Annotated in this window: 13 protein-coding genes; 5 read left to right on the top strand and 8 right to left on the bottom strand. The window is 66.1% G+C overall.

Annotated elements, in window-relative coordinates:
* Nucleotides 1–50: 50 nt before the first annotated feature.
* The 7 genes from tuf to MMF94_RS15955 form a co-directional block, all read right to left on the bottom strand.
* The gene (tuf, locus tag MMF94_RS15985) at nucleotides 51–1,244 is read right to left on the bottom strand and encodes an elongation factor Tu (protein WP_241037437.1); all 1,194 of its coding nucleotides are present in this window, start codon (nucleotides 1,242–1,244) and stop codon (nucleotides 51–53) included.
* A 109-nt stretch (nucleotides 1,245–1,353) separates the two neighbouring features.
* Entirely contained in the window at nucleotides 1,354–3,453 is a 2,100-nt protein-coding gene (gene fusA, locus MMF94_RS15980; RefSeq protein WP_241037436.1) for an elongation factor G, read from the bottom strand.
* Nucleotides 3,454–3,498: 45 nt separating this feature from the next.
* Complete coding sequence (gene rpsG, locus MMF94_RS15975) at nucleotides 3,499–3,969, bottom strand: 30S ribosomal protein S7 (RefSeq protein ID WP_241037433.1); 471 nt, start codon at nucleotides 3,967–3,969, stop codon at nucleotides 3,499–3,501.
* Nucleotides 3,969–4,343: a 30S ribosomal protein S12 gene (gene rpsL / locus MMF94_RS15970; protein WP_094926672.1), complete on the bottom strand. Its 375-nt coding sequence runs from the start codon at nucleotides 4,341–4,343 to the stop codon at nucleotides 3,969–3,971. Before rpsL ends, rpsG begins: the two co-directional genes overlap by 1 nt.
* Before the next feature lie 685 nt (nucleotides 4,344–5,028).
* Nucleotides 5,029–5,220 (bottom strand): MbtH family protein, encoded by a 192-nt coding sequence (locus tag MMF94_RS15965; protein ID WP_241037431.1) that lies wholly within the window; start codon nucleotides 5,218–5,220, stop codon nucleotides 5,029–5,031.
* A gap of 795 nt (nucleotides 5,221–6,015) precedes the next feature.
* Nucleotides 6,016–6,906, bottom strand: a complete 891-nt coding sequence (locus tag MMF94_RS15960; RefSeq protein WP_241037429.1) for a transglutaminase-like domain-containing protein — start codon at nucleotides 6,904–6,906, stop codon at nucleotides 6,016–6,018.
* 80 nt (nucleotides 6,907–6,986) lie between these two features.
* Nucleotides 6,987–8,318: a preATP grasp domain-containing protein gene (locus MMF94_RS15955; protein ID WP_241037427.1), complete on the bottom strand. Its 1,332-nt coding sequence runs from the start codon at nucleotides 8,316–8,318 to the stop codon at nucleotides 6,987–6,989.
* A 129-nt stretch (nucleotides 8,319–8,447) separates the two neighbouring features.
* Between MMF94_RS15955 and MMF94_RS15950 the strand changes: the two genes are divergently transcribed.
* The 5 genes from MMF94_RS15950 to MMF94_RS15930 all read left to right on the top strand — a co-directional run bounded on the left by MMF94_RS15950 (nucleotide 8,448) and on the right by MMF94_RS15930 (nucleotide 12,971).
* Complete coding sequence (locus MMF94_RS15950) at nucleotides 8,448–9,437, top strand: ABC transporter ATP-binding protein (protein WP_241037424.1); 990 nt, start codon at nucleotides 8,448–8,450, stop codon at nucleotides 9,435–9,437.
* Between the two features lie 2 nt (nucleotides 9,438–9,439).
* The gene (locus MMF94_RS15945; RefSeq protein WP_241037422.1) at nucleotides 9,440–10,198 is read left to right on the top strand and encodes an ABC transporter permease; all 759 of its coding nucleotides are present in this window, start codon (nucleotides 9,440–9,442) and stop codon (nucleotides 10,196–10,198) included.
* A gap of 10 nt (nucleotides 10,199–10,208) precedes the next feature.
* Nucleotides 10,209–11,042, top strand: a complete 834-nt coding sequence (locus tag MMF94_RS15940; RefSeq protein ID WP_241037420.1) for an ABC transporter permease — start codon at nucleotides 10,209–10,211, stop codon at nucleotides 11,040–11,042.
* Between the two features lie 92 nt (nucleotides 11,043–11,134).
* Nucleotides 11,135–12,304: an argininosuccinate synthase domain-containing protein gene (locus MMF94_RS15935; RefSeq protein ID WP_241037419.1), complete on the top strand. Its 1,170-nt coding sequence runs from the start codon at nucleotides 11,135–11,137 to the stop codon at nucleotides 12,302–12,304.
* Nucleotides 12,294–12,971 carry a cyclase family protein gene (locus MMF94_RS15930; RefSeq protein ID WP_241037418.1) on the top strand — a complete coding sequence of 226 codons (678 nt, stop codon included), beginning with the start codon at nucleotides 12,294–12,296 and terminating at the stop codon, nucleotides 12,969–12,971. Before MMF94_RS15935 ends, MMF94_RS15930 begins: the two co-directional genes overlap by 11 nt.
* A 144-nt stretch (nucleotides 12,972–13,115) precedes the next feature.
* Here the strand turns inward: MMF94_RS15930 and MMF94_RS15925 are convergent, their stop codons facing one another.
* Nucleotides 13,116–15,419: a non-ribosomal peptide synthetase gene (locus tag MMF94_RS15925; protein WP_241037415.1), complete on the bottom strand. Its 2,304-nt coding sequence runs from the start codon at nucleotides 15,417–15,419 to the stop codon at nucleotides 13,116–13,118.
* Nucleotides 15,420–15,603: the final 184 nt, after the last annotated feature.

The following is a 15,603-nucleotide window of genomic DNA, read 5'->3' as shown; positions in this document are numbered from 1 at the left end:
CCGTCAAGGATGCCACACGTCAGCGTGGCGCCCTCGACCGGGGGTACTACCTACTTGTTGATCTTCGTGACCTGACCGGCGCCAACGGTGCGGCCGCCCTCGCGGATGGCGAGCTGCAGGCCCTCCTCCATGGCGATCGGCTGGATCAGCGAGACGCTGATCGAGGTGTTGTCGCCCGGCATGACCATCTCGGTGCCGCTGGGCAGGGTCACGACGCCCGTCACGTCCGTGGTGCGGAAGTAGAACTGCGGACGGTAGTTGTTGAAGAACGGCGTGTGACGGCCGCCCTCGTCCTTGGACAGGATGTAGACCTGCGCCTCGAACTCCGTGTGCGGGGTGATCGAGTTCGGCTTGACGACGACCTGGCCGCGCTCGACGTCCTCGCGCTTGATGCCGCGGAGGAGCAGACCCACGTTCTCACCCGCACGACCCTCGTCGAGGATCTTGCGGAACATCTCGACACCGGTGACGGTGGTCTTGGTCGACTTCTCGCGGATGCCGACGATCTCAACCTCCTCGTTCACCTTCACGATGCCGCGCTCGATACGGCCGGTGACCACGGTGCCGCGACCGGTGATCGTGAAGACGTCCTCGACGGGCATGAGGAACGGCTTCTCGGTGTCGCGCTCCGGCTCCGGGATCGACTCGTCGACCGCGTCCATGAGCTCGAGCAGCTTGGCGCCCCACTCGGCGTCACCCTCGAGCGCCTTGAGCGCCGAGACACGCACGATCGGGAGGTCGTCGCCCGGGTACTCCTGCGACGACAGCAGCTCGCGGACCTCCAGCTCGACGAGCTCGAGGATCTCCTCGTCGTCGACCATGTCGGCCTTGTTCAGTGCCACGACGATGTAGGGCACCCCAACCTGACGGGCGAGCAGCACGTGCTCACGCGTCTGCGGCATGGGGCCGTCGGTGGCGGCGACCACCAGGATGGCGCCGTCCATCTGCGCCGCACCGGTGATCATGTTCTTGATGTAGTCGGCGTGCCCGGGGCAATCGACGTGCGCGTAGTGGCGCTTCTCCGTCTGGTACTCGACGTGCGCGATCGAGATGGTGATACCGCGCTGACGCTCCTCGGGAGCCTTGTCGATCTGGTCGAACGCCGAAGCCTCGTTGAGGTTCGGGTACTTGTCGTGCAAAACCTTGGTGATTGCCGCCGTCAGCGTGGTCTTGCCGTGGTCGATGTGACCGATGGTGCCGATGTTGACGTGCGGCTTGGTCCGCTCGAACTTCGCCTTCGCCACTGGGGGATCCTCCTGGACTGGTGTACGTGTCCGCCGTGCTGACGGCAGGTCGTCTGTGTAGTGGTGCCGGTACGAGCCGCGGACGGTACCCGTCCGCGGCACGTGCCTCTTACTCGCCCGTGGCCTTGGCGATGATCTCCTTGGCCACGTTGGTCGGGACCTCCGCGTAGGAGTCGAAGACCATCGTGTAGTTCGCCCGGCCCTGGGTCCGCGACCGGAGGTCACCGACGTAACCGAACATCTCGGAGAGCGGCACCAGCGCCTTGACGACGCGGGCACCAGCCCGCTCCTCCATGGCCTGGATCTGGCCACGGCGGGAGTTGAGGTCGCCGATCACGTCGCCCATGTAGTCCTCGGGCGTCGTGACCTCGACGGCCATCATCGGCTCCAGCAGGGCCGGGTCGGCCTTGCGCGCAGCCTCCTTCAGGGCCATCGAACCGGCGACCTTGAAGGCCATCTCGGACGAGTCGACCTCGTGGAACTGACCGTCGAGCAGCGTGAGCTTGATCCCGACCAGCGGGTAGCCCGCGAGCACGCCGTACTGCATGGCGTCCTGGGCGCCGGCGTCCACCGACGGGATGTACTCCCGCGGGATGCGGCCACCGGTGACCTTGTTCTCGAACTCGTACAGCGCACCGTCCGCCGTGTTGAGCGGCTCCAGCTTGATGATGACCCGGGCGAACTGGCCCGACCCACCGGTCTGCTTCTTGTGCGTGTACTCGTACTTGTCGACCCCGCGGCGGATCGTCTCGCGGTAGGCCACCTGAGGCTTGCCGATGTTGGCCTCGACCTTGAAGTCGCTCTTCATGCGGTTGACCAGCACCTCGAGGTGCAGCTCACCCATGCCGGCGAGGATGGTCTGGCCGGAGTCCTCGTCCAGGGAGACCTGGAACGTCGGGTCCTCCTCGGCGAGCTTCTGGATCGCCGTGGACAGCTTCTCCTGGTCGGCCTTGGTCTTCGGCTCCACCGCGACCTGGATGACCGGGTCGGGGAAGGTCATCGACTCGAGCACGATCGGCGCCTGCGGGTCGCTGAGCGTGTCGCCGGTGGTGGTGTCCTTCAGGCCGATCACCGCGTAGATGTGACCGACCATGGCCTCGTCGACCGGGTTCTCCTTGTTGGCGTGCATCTGGAAAATCTTCCCGATGCGCTCCTTGCGGTCCTTGGTCGAGTTGATGACCTGGGAGCCCGCGGCGACCCGGCCCGAGTACACCCGGATGTAGGTCAGCTTGCCGAAGAACGGGTGCGCGGCGATCTTGAAGGCCAACGCCGAGAACGGCTCGTCCTTGGCCGGCTTGCGACTCGCCGCCGTCTCCCCGTCCTGCAGCGTGCCCTCGACGGGCGGCAGGTCCAGTGGCGACGGCAGGTAGTCGATCACGGCGTCGAGCAGGGGCTGCACGCCCTTGTTCTTGAACGCCGAGCCGCACAGCACCGGGTAGGCACTGCGGTTCCGCACGATCTTGCGGATACCGTGCTTGATCTGGTCGATCGAGAGCTCCTCGCCACCGAGGTAGAGCTCCATGAGCTCGTCCTCGGTCTCGGCGACGGCCTCGACCAGCTTCTCGCGGTACTCGGCGGCACGGTCCGCGAGATCCGCGGGGATCTCCTCGACCGCGTAGTCCTCGCCCTTCTGGACCTCGCCGCGCCACGTGAGCGCGCGCATCTCGACCAGGTCGATGACACCGATGAAGTCGTTCTCGGAACCGATGGGCAGCTGGATCGGCAGCGGCTTGGCGTTCAGCCGGTCCTGGATCGTGCTGACGGTGAAGTAGAAGTCCGCGCCCAGCTTGTCCATCTTGTTGACGAAGCAGATGCGCGGGACGTCGTACTTGGTGGCCTGCCGCCAGACCTGCTCGGACTGCGGCTCCACGCCCTCCTTGCCGTCGAAGACCGCGACGGCGCCGTCGAGCACCCGCAGGTTGCGCTCCACCTCGACGGTGAAGTCGACGTGCCCGGGGGTGTCGATGAGGTTGATCTGGTGGTCTTTCCAGAAGCAGGTGGTGGCGGCGGACGTGATCGTGATGCCGCGCTTCTGCTCCTCCTCCATCCAGTCCATCGTGGCCGCGCCGTCGTGGACCTCACCGATCTTGTAGTTGACCCCGGTGTAGAACAGGATCCGCTCGGTGGTGGTGGTCTTTCCGGCGTCGATGTGCGCCATGATGCCGATGTTGCGGACCTTGCCCAGGTCCGTCAGCACGTCCCGTGCCACTTTTAGCTCGCTTCCCTCAGCAGGTTGGCGCGGACGATCGGCCCGTCACCAGCGGTAGTGGGCGAAGGCTCGGTTCGACTCCGCCATCTTGTGCATGTCCTCGCGCCGCTTCACGCTGGCGCCCAGTCCGTTGCTCGCGTCGAGCAGCTCGTTCATCAGCCGATCGACCATCGTCTTCTCGCGGCGCTGCCCCGCGTAGGACACCAGCCAGCGCAGGCCGAGAGTGGTCTGCCGGACGGCCCGCACCTCGATCGGCACCTGGTAGGTGGCGCCACCGACACGGCGGCTGCGCACCTCGAGAGCCGGCTTCACGTTGTCCAGCGCGCGCTTGAGCGTGACGACCGGGTCGGTACCGGTCTTCTCCCGGGTGCCCTCCAGCGCGGCGTAGACGATGCGCTCGGCAAGCGAACGCTTGCCGTCCTGGAGCACCTTGTTCACCAGCTGGGTGACCAGCGGCGAGTTGTAGACCGGGTCGGAGACCAGCGGCCGCTTGGGAGCAGGACCCTTCCGGGGCATCAGCTCTTCTCCTTCTTCGCGCCGTAACGGCTGCGGGACTGCTTGCGGTTGCGGACACCCTGGGTGTCGAGCGAACCACGGATGATCTTGTAGCGAACGCCGGGCAGGTCCTTCACCCGGCCCCCACGCACCAGCACGATCGAGTGCTCCTGGAGGTTGTGGCCCTCACCCGGGATGTAGGCCGTGACCTCGATCTCGCTGCTGAGCCGCACGCGCGCGACCTTGCGCAGCGCGGAGTTCGGCTTCTTGGGCGTCGTGGTGTACACGCGCGTGCACACCCCGCGGCGCTGGGGGCTTCCCTTGAGCGCTGCGGTCTTGGTCTTGCCGACCTTGTCCTGACGGCCCTTGCGGACCAGCTGCTGGATCGTGGGCATGAACCGTCTGCTTCTTCCCGTCGATGTGCTCTATCTGTGCTGGTGGTACGTGCTGGTGCGGCTCGGCGAGAAGAGACCGGGCTACCCCGGTCGCCCTCCCCCGAGGTCGGGCGTGTCCCAAGATCGGACGTACTGCTGCCCGGGCACCAAGCGATGAGATCGGGGACCTCACGAGGGCCGGGGGGCCCGCGGACCCAGCGGGCCGTTCTCACACGAGTGTGCGGGACCGGCGACCACAGGGCACGCAGATCGGCCCGACCGTGGTCGAGCGCAAGACAACAGAGTACCCGCCCCCCAGGAAGGGGGTCAAAACGGGTCCTCAGCGGCGCCCTGCCGGTACGAGCAGGGTGCCTGAACACCTCGTAAGCCGCAAGAGGGCACGCCCGCTCGCCGCTCGGAAACCCCCGCTCGCCGCAACCGGGCAGCCCCGGGAATCCCCCCGCACCGCCAAGTTCAACGCGGCTTCGGGGCCGTAGATTCCCGCTCCTCCGGCACGAAAGGCAGCGACGAGGATCTGACCCGACAGCCGGTGCCCGCTGGGCGATCGAGGAGTGCTCTCCATCCGCGAAACCACTGAGGCCGGGCCGGATCACGCCGCCAGCGGGACGGTGCGTCGGCCGCCGGGCCGCCAGATCCGGCGCGCGGCGTCAGCGACGGGGCCTTATATATAGCAATGCTGTCGCCGTCACCGGGCGCTGAGCGGGCGCAGGTCGGTCCAGTGCCCCTCGACGTAGTCCAGGCACGTCTGGCGGTCGGCCTCCCCGTGCACCACGCGCCAGCCGTCGGGCACGGCGATGCGGGCGGGCCACAGCGAGTACTGGTCCTCGCGGTTGACGAGCACCAGGAACGTGCCGTCGGGGTCGTCGAAGGGGTTCATGAGCGGCTCCTCACCGGGAATCGGACAGCGCGTCGGGACATCAGAAATGCGTCGAAGGGATCTCGCCGGTGCTGCGACGCAGCACGGAGTGGCAGAACACGGACCCGCTCGTCGGCGTCACGACCCTCGAGGCGGCGGCCTCGCCGCAACAGCTGCCGCGCGGACGGACAGGAGCGCCCGAGTCGGCGCGACCGGAGCCGAGCGGGCGAGCTCGGCATGCACGGTGACGCGCACCCGGTCCCCGAACGCGGGAAAGAAGGTGCGCGACACGAACTCCGTGCCCGCAGCCGCCGTGACGACGTCGCCCCGGAACGGTTGGCGCCGCCGACGCCGCGAGGTAGCCCGTCGCCCCGGAGAGATCGATCCGATGCGGTCGCCGTCACTGTTGGTGTGAACGTCGTTGTCCGCGCGGAGCGTCAGCCGGGAACAGGTGGCCGACGCTCGCGGTCGTCACGTGGACGGACGAACAGACCATCGCCACCTCCGGCCGAGACCCTCCGTCTGCGGCCTGAATGCTATGAGCTGCCCCTCTCGGCATGGAGTCGCCGAAACATGCGACGCGGGATCCGGCCGGCCCGCTGACGCTCATGCGTTGCGCACGCGAGGGCGACGACAGGGCCCGGCGGCTGGTCGACCTGGAGCTCGACCGGGCAGCATGACTCGACCGGCGGTGGGCCACGCCGCCGGACGCACTGCTGCAGGTCCTCCACCCGCGAGTGGCGCCGTCGCACTGTCGCCGGCCGTGGAGCACCGCGTTGCGATGAGCGTGCCGGCACGCTGCGAGCTGGTGGCGTATCAGCCCGGGCGCAGGGTCACATGAACCGGCCCGAGCGCCGCGGGGGAAAAACTCACTACCGTTTCCGGCACTCGCCAGTCCGCCTCGGCGAACAGGCTGATGATCCGCTCCGGCATCACGTCCGGTGATTGCAGGAGTTCGGCCAGCGCATCGAGCTTCGGGGCGAGCTCCTCGGCGTCGACGGTTTCGTCATCGAGCAGACCCCACACGTCCCAGAGGATCATCTCGTGCTTGTTCAGCGCCGCGAGGTCTTGCACGACGTTGTGTGCCAGCTGTGGCCAGCTCCGCAGGAACTGCTCCCGTCGATGCGGCGACACCACGAACCGATCCGGATCAAGCAGGCCGGCGCGGCACTGCGTCCATGCCTGCGGTCCGGTCAGGAACAGTTCTGTCGGCACGTCCAGTACATCGAGCGCACCGTGCTCCGCGAACTGTGCGTCGATCAGGCGCCAGCGGCCCTCGTTCCGATCCCACACCTCGCCGACCACGTGATCCAGAGCCCACTCCGGCTCCAGGTACATCGCGAACCCGACTCGGGCTCGGGCCGGAATGCCGTGATGCCGGGCCAATGCGACCAACAGCAGGGTGGAGTCGCGACAGCAGCCCACCACGCGGTCGGTCAGCGCGCGACCACCGCTCAGTGGCGCGGGATCCAACTCGTGAAGCCGCTCGAGCAGGACGTCGGCGTAACGCTCATCGATCTCGCCGATGCGCCCGGCAGCGAAGCCGTGACGGGTGATGTCGCCGTTGGCCGTGTAGTGGAACACCAGAGAGCACGCCGCAGCGTGGATGCTGGGCAGATCAGCGCCGACACCGTCGAACCACCACGCCATCGCCCGCGGATCGGTGAAGCGACTCTGGGGCGTGTAGAACGACGCGGCCTCGGTCACCCTGCCGTTCTACGAAGTCGGGCGCCGATTGTCAACCGACGACTCGGCTATTCGCATCCATACCGGTCGTATTCGGCGGATCAACGACAGACATCGTAGTGTCGGAGCAATCGCTCACCGCACGTCATCGACTGGATATCGGTGATGATCGCCCGAGCCGACTCCGGGGTCTCGGCCACCGCCGCCGCGGCGAAAATCGGCATCGGCCGACTCAGCCCGCGTACCGCGGTCGGCACGGCCGTGACCCCCTGCGACCACAGCTCCTCGAAGAGCGGACGGATGTGTTCGTCGTAAGAAATCGGACCGCCCGCCGATCGCACGGGAATGCTGTCGTGGGAGTGTGCCACCAGACCTCGCGACCCGTCGTCGCAATGGGCCAGCAGCGCGATGGGGTGCATGGCACCGCTGCGTCGAGCATTGATTTCGGTAACGTACAGTTCGCGATCGCGACCGACGATACAATCCGCGCACAACCAGCCCCGGAAGCCGAGAGCGTGAGCAGCCGCACCAACCGCATTCCCGAGAGAGCGGAGCCGATCCGCGACATCGGGTGACACGAACCGCTCACCCACGGAGACCGACAGGTAGCGCTTCACATCGACGGTCATCGTGCTCAACACGACGGCCTCGACGCCGGCGTCGACGACCCGGATGTCCACGGCAGGGCAACCCGTGTCCTTCGCATGCTCGATGTACGGCTGAACGAACACGGGGAACGTGTGCAGGAAGTTGTCGTGGTAGATGTTGCCCCAGACGGTGTCCAGTTCGTGCCGATGCACGACGATCGATCCGTCCCCGCTTATGCCGTGCATACTCTTCACGATCGCGCGGTCAGCCTCGGCAAGCACGGTGCGCAACGCGCCCTCGAGTTCATCCGGCGTCGTCACCGTGATACCACTCGGCACCCGAAAACCGGCCACTCTTCCGGCCAGATCCAGGCAACTCAGCTTGTTGTCCAGATAGAGACTCGACCAGTAGTCCTGCTTCGCCGGGCCGTCGAGTTCGACATCGAGGCCCCATGCCTCCATCGCGGCCAGCAGTTGGTACACACCCGGGCTGACGCCGAAACACATGATCCGAACTCGACGTTCGCCGAGGACGGCGCGCAACCGCACAAGTGCCGATTCATCAGCCAGCAGATCTGCTATCAGCCGACCTGTGCGGGGCGCCGGGCTGATCACCGGTGGCCGCTCCACACCCAGTACATGATGAACGTCAGCGAACCAGCCCGCATCGAAGCCGTCGGGGAGGACGAGGACCCGGGACGCGAGGCTCCAGAAGACCGCCTGGTCCGACAACATGTCCCCGTTGCCGATGAAACTACGCTCGACCTCCTTGCGCAGGCGCGTCGAGAAGTTCCGGAGGTTGAATTCCGAAATGTTTGGGACGACGAGATCAACCGAGTCCGACATGCCGTTAAATCTTGCCAGACAGGCCCTCGCGACTGTAAGTAAGCGCTCGGGCATGGCCATTCGTTCGGACTTTCCGTTACCGTGACTTTCCCGCGGGCCGCCGCGCCCCCTACCCTACGTCGGGGTTCCATGACGACGATTCCGCACGATCAACAGGGAGGCCGTGACTTGGAAACGGAGTTCGGGCCACCGCTCGACGACATAGCCGTCCTCGGCCGGAAGTTAACCAAACGTTTCGGGGAGTTTGCCGCCGTCGACGCAGTCGACATCGACGTCTATTCGGGCGAGTGTTTCGGGCTCCTCGGACCGAACGGCGCCGGAAAATCCTCCACGATGCGGATGCTGAGCTGCATCTCGCAGCCGACGAGCGGAGCGTTGACCGTGCTGGGGCGTGACCCTCGCCGAGAGGCGGCCAGGATCCGCGCCCAGCTGGGCATCGTACATCAGGAAAACAATCTGGATCTGGATATCAAGGTGGTCGAGAACCTCACCACATACGCTCGATATTTCGGATTCTCCAGGCCCGAGTGCCGGCAGCGCGCATCGGAGATGTTGCAGTTCGCCCAGCTGGAACAGAAGGCCCGGAGCAAGGCCGGCGAACTGTCGGGTGGCATGCAACGGCGGCTGGCGATCGCCCGCGCCTTGGTCAACTCCCCCGAAATGGTGTTCCTGGACGAACCGACCACGGGCCTGGACCCACAGATGCGGCATGTGGTGTGGCAGCGCCTGCTCGAACTCAAGAAGAGGCGCACGACACTGGTCGTGACCACTCATTACATGGAGGAAGCGGAGCAACTCTGCGACCGGATCGTCATCATGGATCACGGCCACATCGTGGCCGAGGGAACACCACAGATGCTGATCAAGGAGAACGTCAGCCAGGAAGTCGTCGAGCTGTGGTTCTCCGACGCGCCGACCGACGAGACGGCCGCTCCGTTGCACGCGATCAGCGAGCAGCTCGACGTGCTGGCCGACCGCATCGTCCTCTACGTGGCCAACGGCGAGGAAGCGGCGAAAGAGGTGCACCGCCGCGGACTGTGGCCGACGCGCTTGACAATTCGCAGAAGCACATTGGAGGACGTGTTCCTGCGCCTGACGGGACGGACGCTGGCGGAGTAACCATGGCAAATCCAACCATCACTGTCCTCGAACGCCACGTGCTCCTCTATCAAAGGCTGTGGCGGGCGTCCGCGTTCTCACTCTTCATACTTCCGATCCTGTTCCTCAGCAGCATAGGACTGGGCGTCGGCGGCTACATCCATGAGATCGACGGGCATGACTATCTGCAATGGATAGCACCGGGACTGATCGCATCGACAGCCTTTCAGACCGGCGCCAACGAGTCGACGTACGGCGTGTTGAGCGAGTTCGAATGGGTGGGCGGAATCAAGGCCATGCGCTCGACGCCGGTCCGCATACAGGACATGATCCGGGGATGGTTGATCTATGTCCTCATCGCGACCGAGTTGGCCGTCGGTGCCTTCCTGATCGTCACGTTCCTGGCCGGCGCTCTTTCGCCGGGACTGGCCATCTCCGCGCCCTTCGTCTGCGGTGCGGTCTCCCTCGCCATCGCGACGCCGACAACGGCGTTCTCGGCGGCGATCAATGACCAGGACTGGTTCCTGGTACTGGCCCGATTCGTCATTCTGCCTGCCACACTGTTCTCCGGAGTGCTGTTTCCAATCAGTCAACTCCCGGCGTTCATTCAACCGATTTCGTATCTCTCACCGCTGACGCACGCCGTCGATCTGATGCGAGACTTCGCGTTCGGGACAGCCGCACCGATGACGGTCACATTGCATTTCGCCTACCTCCTGGCCTGGATAGTTGCCGGTTGGTTCCTGGCGAACCTCGCCTATCGACGGCGCCTCACGGATTGATTCTGGAGCCATGGTCACCACTGACGTCTCGACTCCGATCCGGGCCGCCTCTCCCGTTTCGGCGACACGCATCCGTGCAGTACTGGAATACTTCTTCACCTACAGCTTCCGCACCAGGGAAGCTCTGACGCTGCTGGGCGTCATCTGGCTGACCGCGGTCACCGAACCGGTCCTGTATCTGCTGGCCATGGGCCTCGGGGTCGGCAGCCTCATCGACAGCACGATCCCGGTCGACAGCCATCAGCTGAGCTACATCCAGTTCGTGGCCCCCGCCATGCTCGCGGTATCCTGTATGTCTGGTGCGATCTCGGCATCAATATTCAGTTTCTATACCCGGCATCGACACCTCGGCATGTTTCGAATGATATCGACCGCCGCGGTCAGCCCAGCCGAAGTCGTCGTCGCGGACTGGCTCTGGGAGATCATTCGGGTCTCGATGCTCAGCGCCATTTTCGTGGCGGTCATGGTGGCGGCCGGCGTCATCGGCATCGGCAACGCCCTCGTCGCGTTCGTGGCGACCATCCTGGTGATTGCGGCCTTCGCTGCCGTGGGGATCGGGCTCAGCACCCTGCTGCGCGGATGGCAGGACTTCGACATCATCACCGTGGCACAAACAGTGCTCTTCTTGTTCTCGGGCACGTTCTTTCCGATTCAACAATACCCGTCGTGGCTGCAGGTGATAGTTCAGCTCAGTCCGTTGTACCAAGCGATCGCACTCCTTCGCGCGCTGACGATCGACGACTACGGGATCGCCCTGGTCGTGCCCATCGGCTACCTCCTCCTCATGACCGTGGCCGGGCTCGCGTTCTCCGTGCGACGGATGGGCAGGGATCTCGGCAGATGACGAGAAACACATCACGATCACTTCCGACAGGAGGACCGATGCTTCCTTTCGTCAGTTCGCTCGACGAGTTGGAAAGCTGCGCCCCGCGGCACGTGCTGCTGCTGTACTCGGGTGGCGTGGACGGCACCTATCTGCTGCAGTGGCTGGCGCACCGGAGTATCGAGGTGTCGGCACTCCAGGTCCGCTTCGGCGATGCCGGTGAGGTCGATTCTGACGTCGCGAAGTGGCGCGCGGCCAAGTTCGGGGCGAGCCTGCACACCGTCGACGCCTCCCGTGAGTTCTTCACCGACTTTCTGCCGGCGGCGATCCATGCGGACGCCTACTATCAAGGCCAGTTTCCGGTGGGCTCGACCCTGACCCGGCCGCTCATGGCCAAGGTCGCGGTGGATGCCGCCCGACAGCTCGGCTGCGACGCCGTGGCGCATACGGCCACGTACACGCAGAACAGCTCGCTGCGACTCAGCGCGTCGATCGCCGCTCTCGACCGGGATATCGTCATTGCCGCGCCATTCCTGGGGTCTCAGGTTCCGCGCGACGTGAAGGTGGAGATGCTCAGCGAGGCCGGCATCACCTTCGAGACGGGTATCTACAGCGTGGACGCGAATCCTTGGGCACGCGTGATCGAGTCCGGGCCCCTGGAGAATCCGGAGGACATACTCGACGAGACCGTCTTCACCTTGACCCGCGATATCGACGATTGCCCCGACGGTGGCGTCGAGATCGACATCTCCTTCCAGCGCGGCCTGCCATCGGAGATGGATGGTCAGCCGACGGCGCTGGGCGACCTGGTGTCGGAGCTGAACGGACTGGGTGGCCTGCACGGTATCGGGCGCTTCTCCGGTCTGGAGGACCTCCCGTTCGGCGTGAAGAACCACGAGGTGCGCGAGGCGCCCGCGGCAGCGGTGATCACGACCGCGCACCGTGCGCTGGCCAACGCGGTGTTCGGCATGCGGGAGTTCTCGGTCCGCGCGACGCTCGCCCAGGAATGGACGAACCTGGTCGTGCACGGCGGTTGGTACGGACATCTGGCGCAGAGCCTGGCGCAGTGCCTGGCGAAGCTGGACGAACCATTGACGGGAACGGTCCGGTTACGCCTGGCACGGGGCACGATGCAGGTGCTGCGGCTCCGGTCCGAGCACGGGCTCTACTACTCGCGTTTCCGCGAGGAGTTCGATCAGTGGATGAGCGAGTACTCCTACGGCCCGTGGCTGACCCACACCACGATCACCGACGCGGTCCGCAGCGAGCGCAATGGGCGGTGACACCGCTGTCATCGATCTCAGCCACGTCATCGAAGGTGGAATGACAACCTATCCGGGGCTGCCCGGCCCGGAGATCACCGATCATCTGTCGCGCGACGACTCCCGCGGCCGGTACGCTCCAGGCACCGAGTTCCAGATCGGGCGCATATCGATGGTCGCGAACACCGGGACGTACCTGGACACGCCGTTCCATCGCTTCGGCCACGGCGCCGACCTGACCGGAATTCCGTTGTCGGGCCTGGTGGATCTGGACGGCGTCGTGATCCGTGTCGAAGACCGCGCCGTCGGCACGGCGGACCTGTCCCCCTACCGAGACCTGATCCCTGGCCGGGCGGTTCTTCTGCACACCGGCTGGGACCGGCACTGGGGCACCGTGACGTACGCCGATCCGAACCACCCGTATCTCACGGCGGAAGCGACCGAGTTTCTTTCCGCACTCCGGCCCGCCGTCGTCGGCATCGACTCGGTGAACATCGACGACATGGCCGACCTTTCGCGGCCGGCGCACACAGGACTGCTGGCAGCCGACGTCCCGATCATCGAGCACATGACCGGCCTTGACCGCTTACCGGATCGACACTTCCGGTTCCATGGTGCGCCGATCGCCGTCGCCGGCATGGGGACGTTTCCCATTCGGGCATATGCACTCGTGCGTCCTTTCGAGTAACGACGGCACCAGCACAACACGGGCGGTGCCGGAGGTCGGGATTGCCTGCCCGGTCGAGCCGGAAGAGCCGACCGGGCTCGCCCGCACCACGACCGTTCGGCAGGATCCGTCGAGTGCGACGGTGACGAGTGCGGTCGAGCCGATTCAGCTGCCGGCCACGTCCGGCAAGCAGCTCGCGTGACGTATCGCCGCCGCGACCTCTCGAACAGTGCCGATGAGGAGCTGCTCCGGCTCCGGCTGGGCACCCAGCGTCTGCTTGCATTCGTCGAACAGCTCGAACGCCAGCATGGAGTTGCCGCCGAGCTGGGTGAAGTTGTCCAGCACGCTGACCGACTCGGTCGCCAAGACCCTGCGATAGATGGCGACCACGGCTGCTTCCAGTTCGTCCGCGGGCGGGACGAACCCGTGTTCGCGGTCGTCGCGGTCCCGCCACGCCGCGATCAGGGCCCGATTGTCGATCTTGCCGTTGACGTCCGTCAGGATGCGTGACATCGGCACGATCTGCTTGGGCCGCATGTGGTCGGGCAGGAACCGGGCCGCATGCTGCTCGATCGCCGTGAGGTCGAGATCATCGACGGCGGTCCCGGCGACGGGAACCACGAAGGCGAGCAGCCGAACCGGGGTGTCGTGGGCGATGACCGCGCAGTCGGCGACCGCCGGATGGCTGGCCAACACCGACTCGATCTCGCCGGGCTCGATACGCAACCCTCGGATCTTGATCTGCCGATCGATCCGGCCGAGGTGTTCCAGTACTCCGTCCATCCGATATCGGCAGAGATCACCAGTGCGGTACATGCGGGACCCAGGCGGGCCGTAAGGATCAGGGACGAACCGCTCCGCGGTCCGGCCCGGTGCGCGCCAGTACGCCTGCGCCACACCGATCTCGCCACCGATGTACGCCTCGCCCGGCATCCCGACCGGCACCAGTTCGAGGTTCTCGTCCAAGATCGTGACCCGGAAGTTGGCGGCCGGGCGACCGAGCGGCACAGGGGCTCCAGGCTCGTCCGGCAGCGGCATGTCGGTGACGCTGTTCGCCTCGGTAGGCCCGTAGCAGTTGAGTAGCGTGGTGTCGGGCAGTGTGGCGTAGAAGGTGTCGCGGATCCGCGGTGTCACCGGCTCGCCGCCGCACAGTGTCCAGCGCAGGCGGGCCCGCTCGGCCGAGATCTGTTCCAGAAACGGGCTCATCACGGTCGGCGGCAGGAAGATGATCGATACCGGGTGGCTCTCCACGAGCCGCGCGAGATGGCGCGGGTCCCGATGGCCGCCGTCCCGACAGATCACCAGGCACGCGCCGTGGTAGAGCGGCCAGAAGATCTCCCAGATGGAGACGTCGAATGCGGCCGAGGTCTTGAACAGCGCACAATTGTCAGGCTCGAACGGGTACTTGCCTTGCATGTAGGCAAGATTGGCCAGCGCGCCGGCGGTCGGGTACGCGACACCTTTCGGGCGGCCGGTGGTGCCCGAGGTGTACAAGATGTGGAGCAGCCCCGCCGGTGAGGCGGCGACGATCGGATTGGTGGCGGCACAGCCGTCGAGTTCGCGCTCGACATCGACGAGGTGCCATGGGTCGTCGGGGATTCGGTCCCGGCAGACGGCATCGGTCAGGATGTGCGTCGGCGCGGTGTCCTCGAGTATGTAGGCCAGGCGGGCATCAGGCAGGTCGGTGTCCAGCGGCACGTAGGTGGCGCCCGTTTTCACCGCCGCGTAGATGGCGACGATCTGATGGATACCGCGCCGCAGGCAGATGCCGACGCGGGTGCCGGGCCCGGCGCCCTGCCGAATCAGGAAGTGCGCCAGCCGATTGGCACGCATGTTCAGCTCCCGGTAGCCGACCGCGGTGCCGGACTCGTCCAGCAGCGCGACGGCGTCGGGGGTGCGTTCGGCCTGTTCCTCGAACGGCTCGGCCATCGTGCGATGCCGGATCTCGGGCCGTTGATACCGGTTCAGGCCGTGCAGGATTCGCTCGCGCTCGGCCGCGTCGATCAGCGGAAGGGTGGACATCGGCGCGTCGGGATCACAGGCCAAGCCGGTGAGCAGTTGCACGAACGTTCGCGCCCAGCACAGGGCGGACGGGGCGTCGGCCGAGTTGATCATATTCTCGGCGTACAAGCACGTACCGTCCTGCGAGACCACGATCGTGACGTCGACGCGCTGGTCGGCGCTCTCCGTCCGCGCCGCTGCATTCCGCAGTCCACCTGCCTCGCGCAACGCCGCACGGAAGCTACCGTCCGGCTCGGCGGGCACCGGCGTGATGGCCTCGAGGTGCCCTCGGATCACCCGGACCCGGCGGGTGGAACCGAGCCGGGACAGCCGCTGCGCCAACACCGTCGCGCCGATCGACAACGCTACGAAGTCCTCCGCCCCTGCGGCCACGGCCAACCGGTGCAACCGGCCGGGCAGGTCCGCCGGGACCGCGACGGGACCAGCGCATTCCGGAGGAGACGTCACGCTCCCATCGCCATTCGCCTCGGGACGCGGGCCGGTCGGCCCGGATGGCGATACGGATGCCGATGCTGTCACGGTGGTGGCGTCGGATGTCATGAACGCTCCAAGGGGCAGGGCTGCCTGGTCCTCGACGGACAAAGCGACGCTTCCAGATTCGTCTTCCCACCTCGAAATATCTTGTCCCGCA

The organism is Pseudonocardia alaniniphila, from assembly GCF_022524485.1.
In the GTDB taxonomy this organism is placed as follows: Bacteria; Actinomycetota; Actinomycetes; order Mycobacteriales; family Pseudonocardiaceae; genus Pseudonocardia; species Pseudonocardia alaniniphila.
This window is presented reverse-complemented; position numbering and strand designations above follow the sequence as displayed.

Coding starts and splice junctions, on each gene's coding strand:
- MMF94_RS15930 (WP_241037418.1), top strand. CDS start 12,294: ATGGGCGGTGACACCGCTGTCATCGATCTCAGCCACGTCATCGAAGGT.
- MMF94_RS15955 (WP_241037427.1), bottom strand. CDS start 8,318: ATGTCGGACTCGGTTGATCTCGTCGTCCCAAACATTTCGGAATTCAAC.
- MMF94_RS15965 (WP_241037431.1), bottom strand. CDS start 5,220: ATGAACCCCTTCGACGACCCCGACGGCACGTTCCTGGTGCTCGTCAAC.
- MMF94_RS15950 (WP_241037424.1), top strand. CDS start 8,448: ATGACGACGATTCCGCACGATCAACAGGGAGGCCGTGACTTGGAAACG.
- MMF94_RS15945 (WP_241037422.1), top strand. CDS start 9,440: ATGGCAAATCCAACCATCACTGTCCTCGAACGCCACGTGCTCCTCTAT.
- rpsL (WP_094926672.1), bottom strand. CDS start 4,343: ATGCCCACGATCCAGCAGCTGGTCCGCAAGGGCCGTCAGGACAAGGTC.
- rpsG (WP_241037433.1), bottom strand. CDS start 3,969: ATGCCCCGGAAGGGTCCTGCTCCCAAGCGGCCGCTGGTCTCCGACCCG.
- MMF94_RS15940 (WP_241037420.1), top strand. CDS start 10,209: ATGGTCACCACTGACGTCTCGACTCCGATCCGGGCCGCCTCTCCCGTT.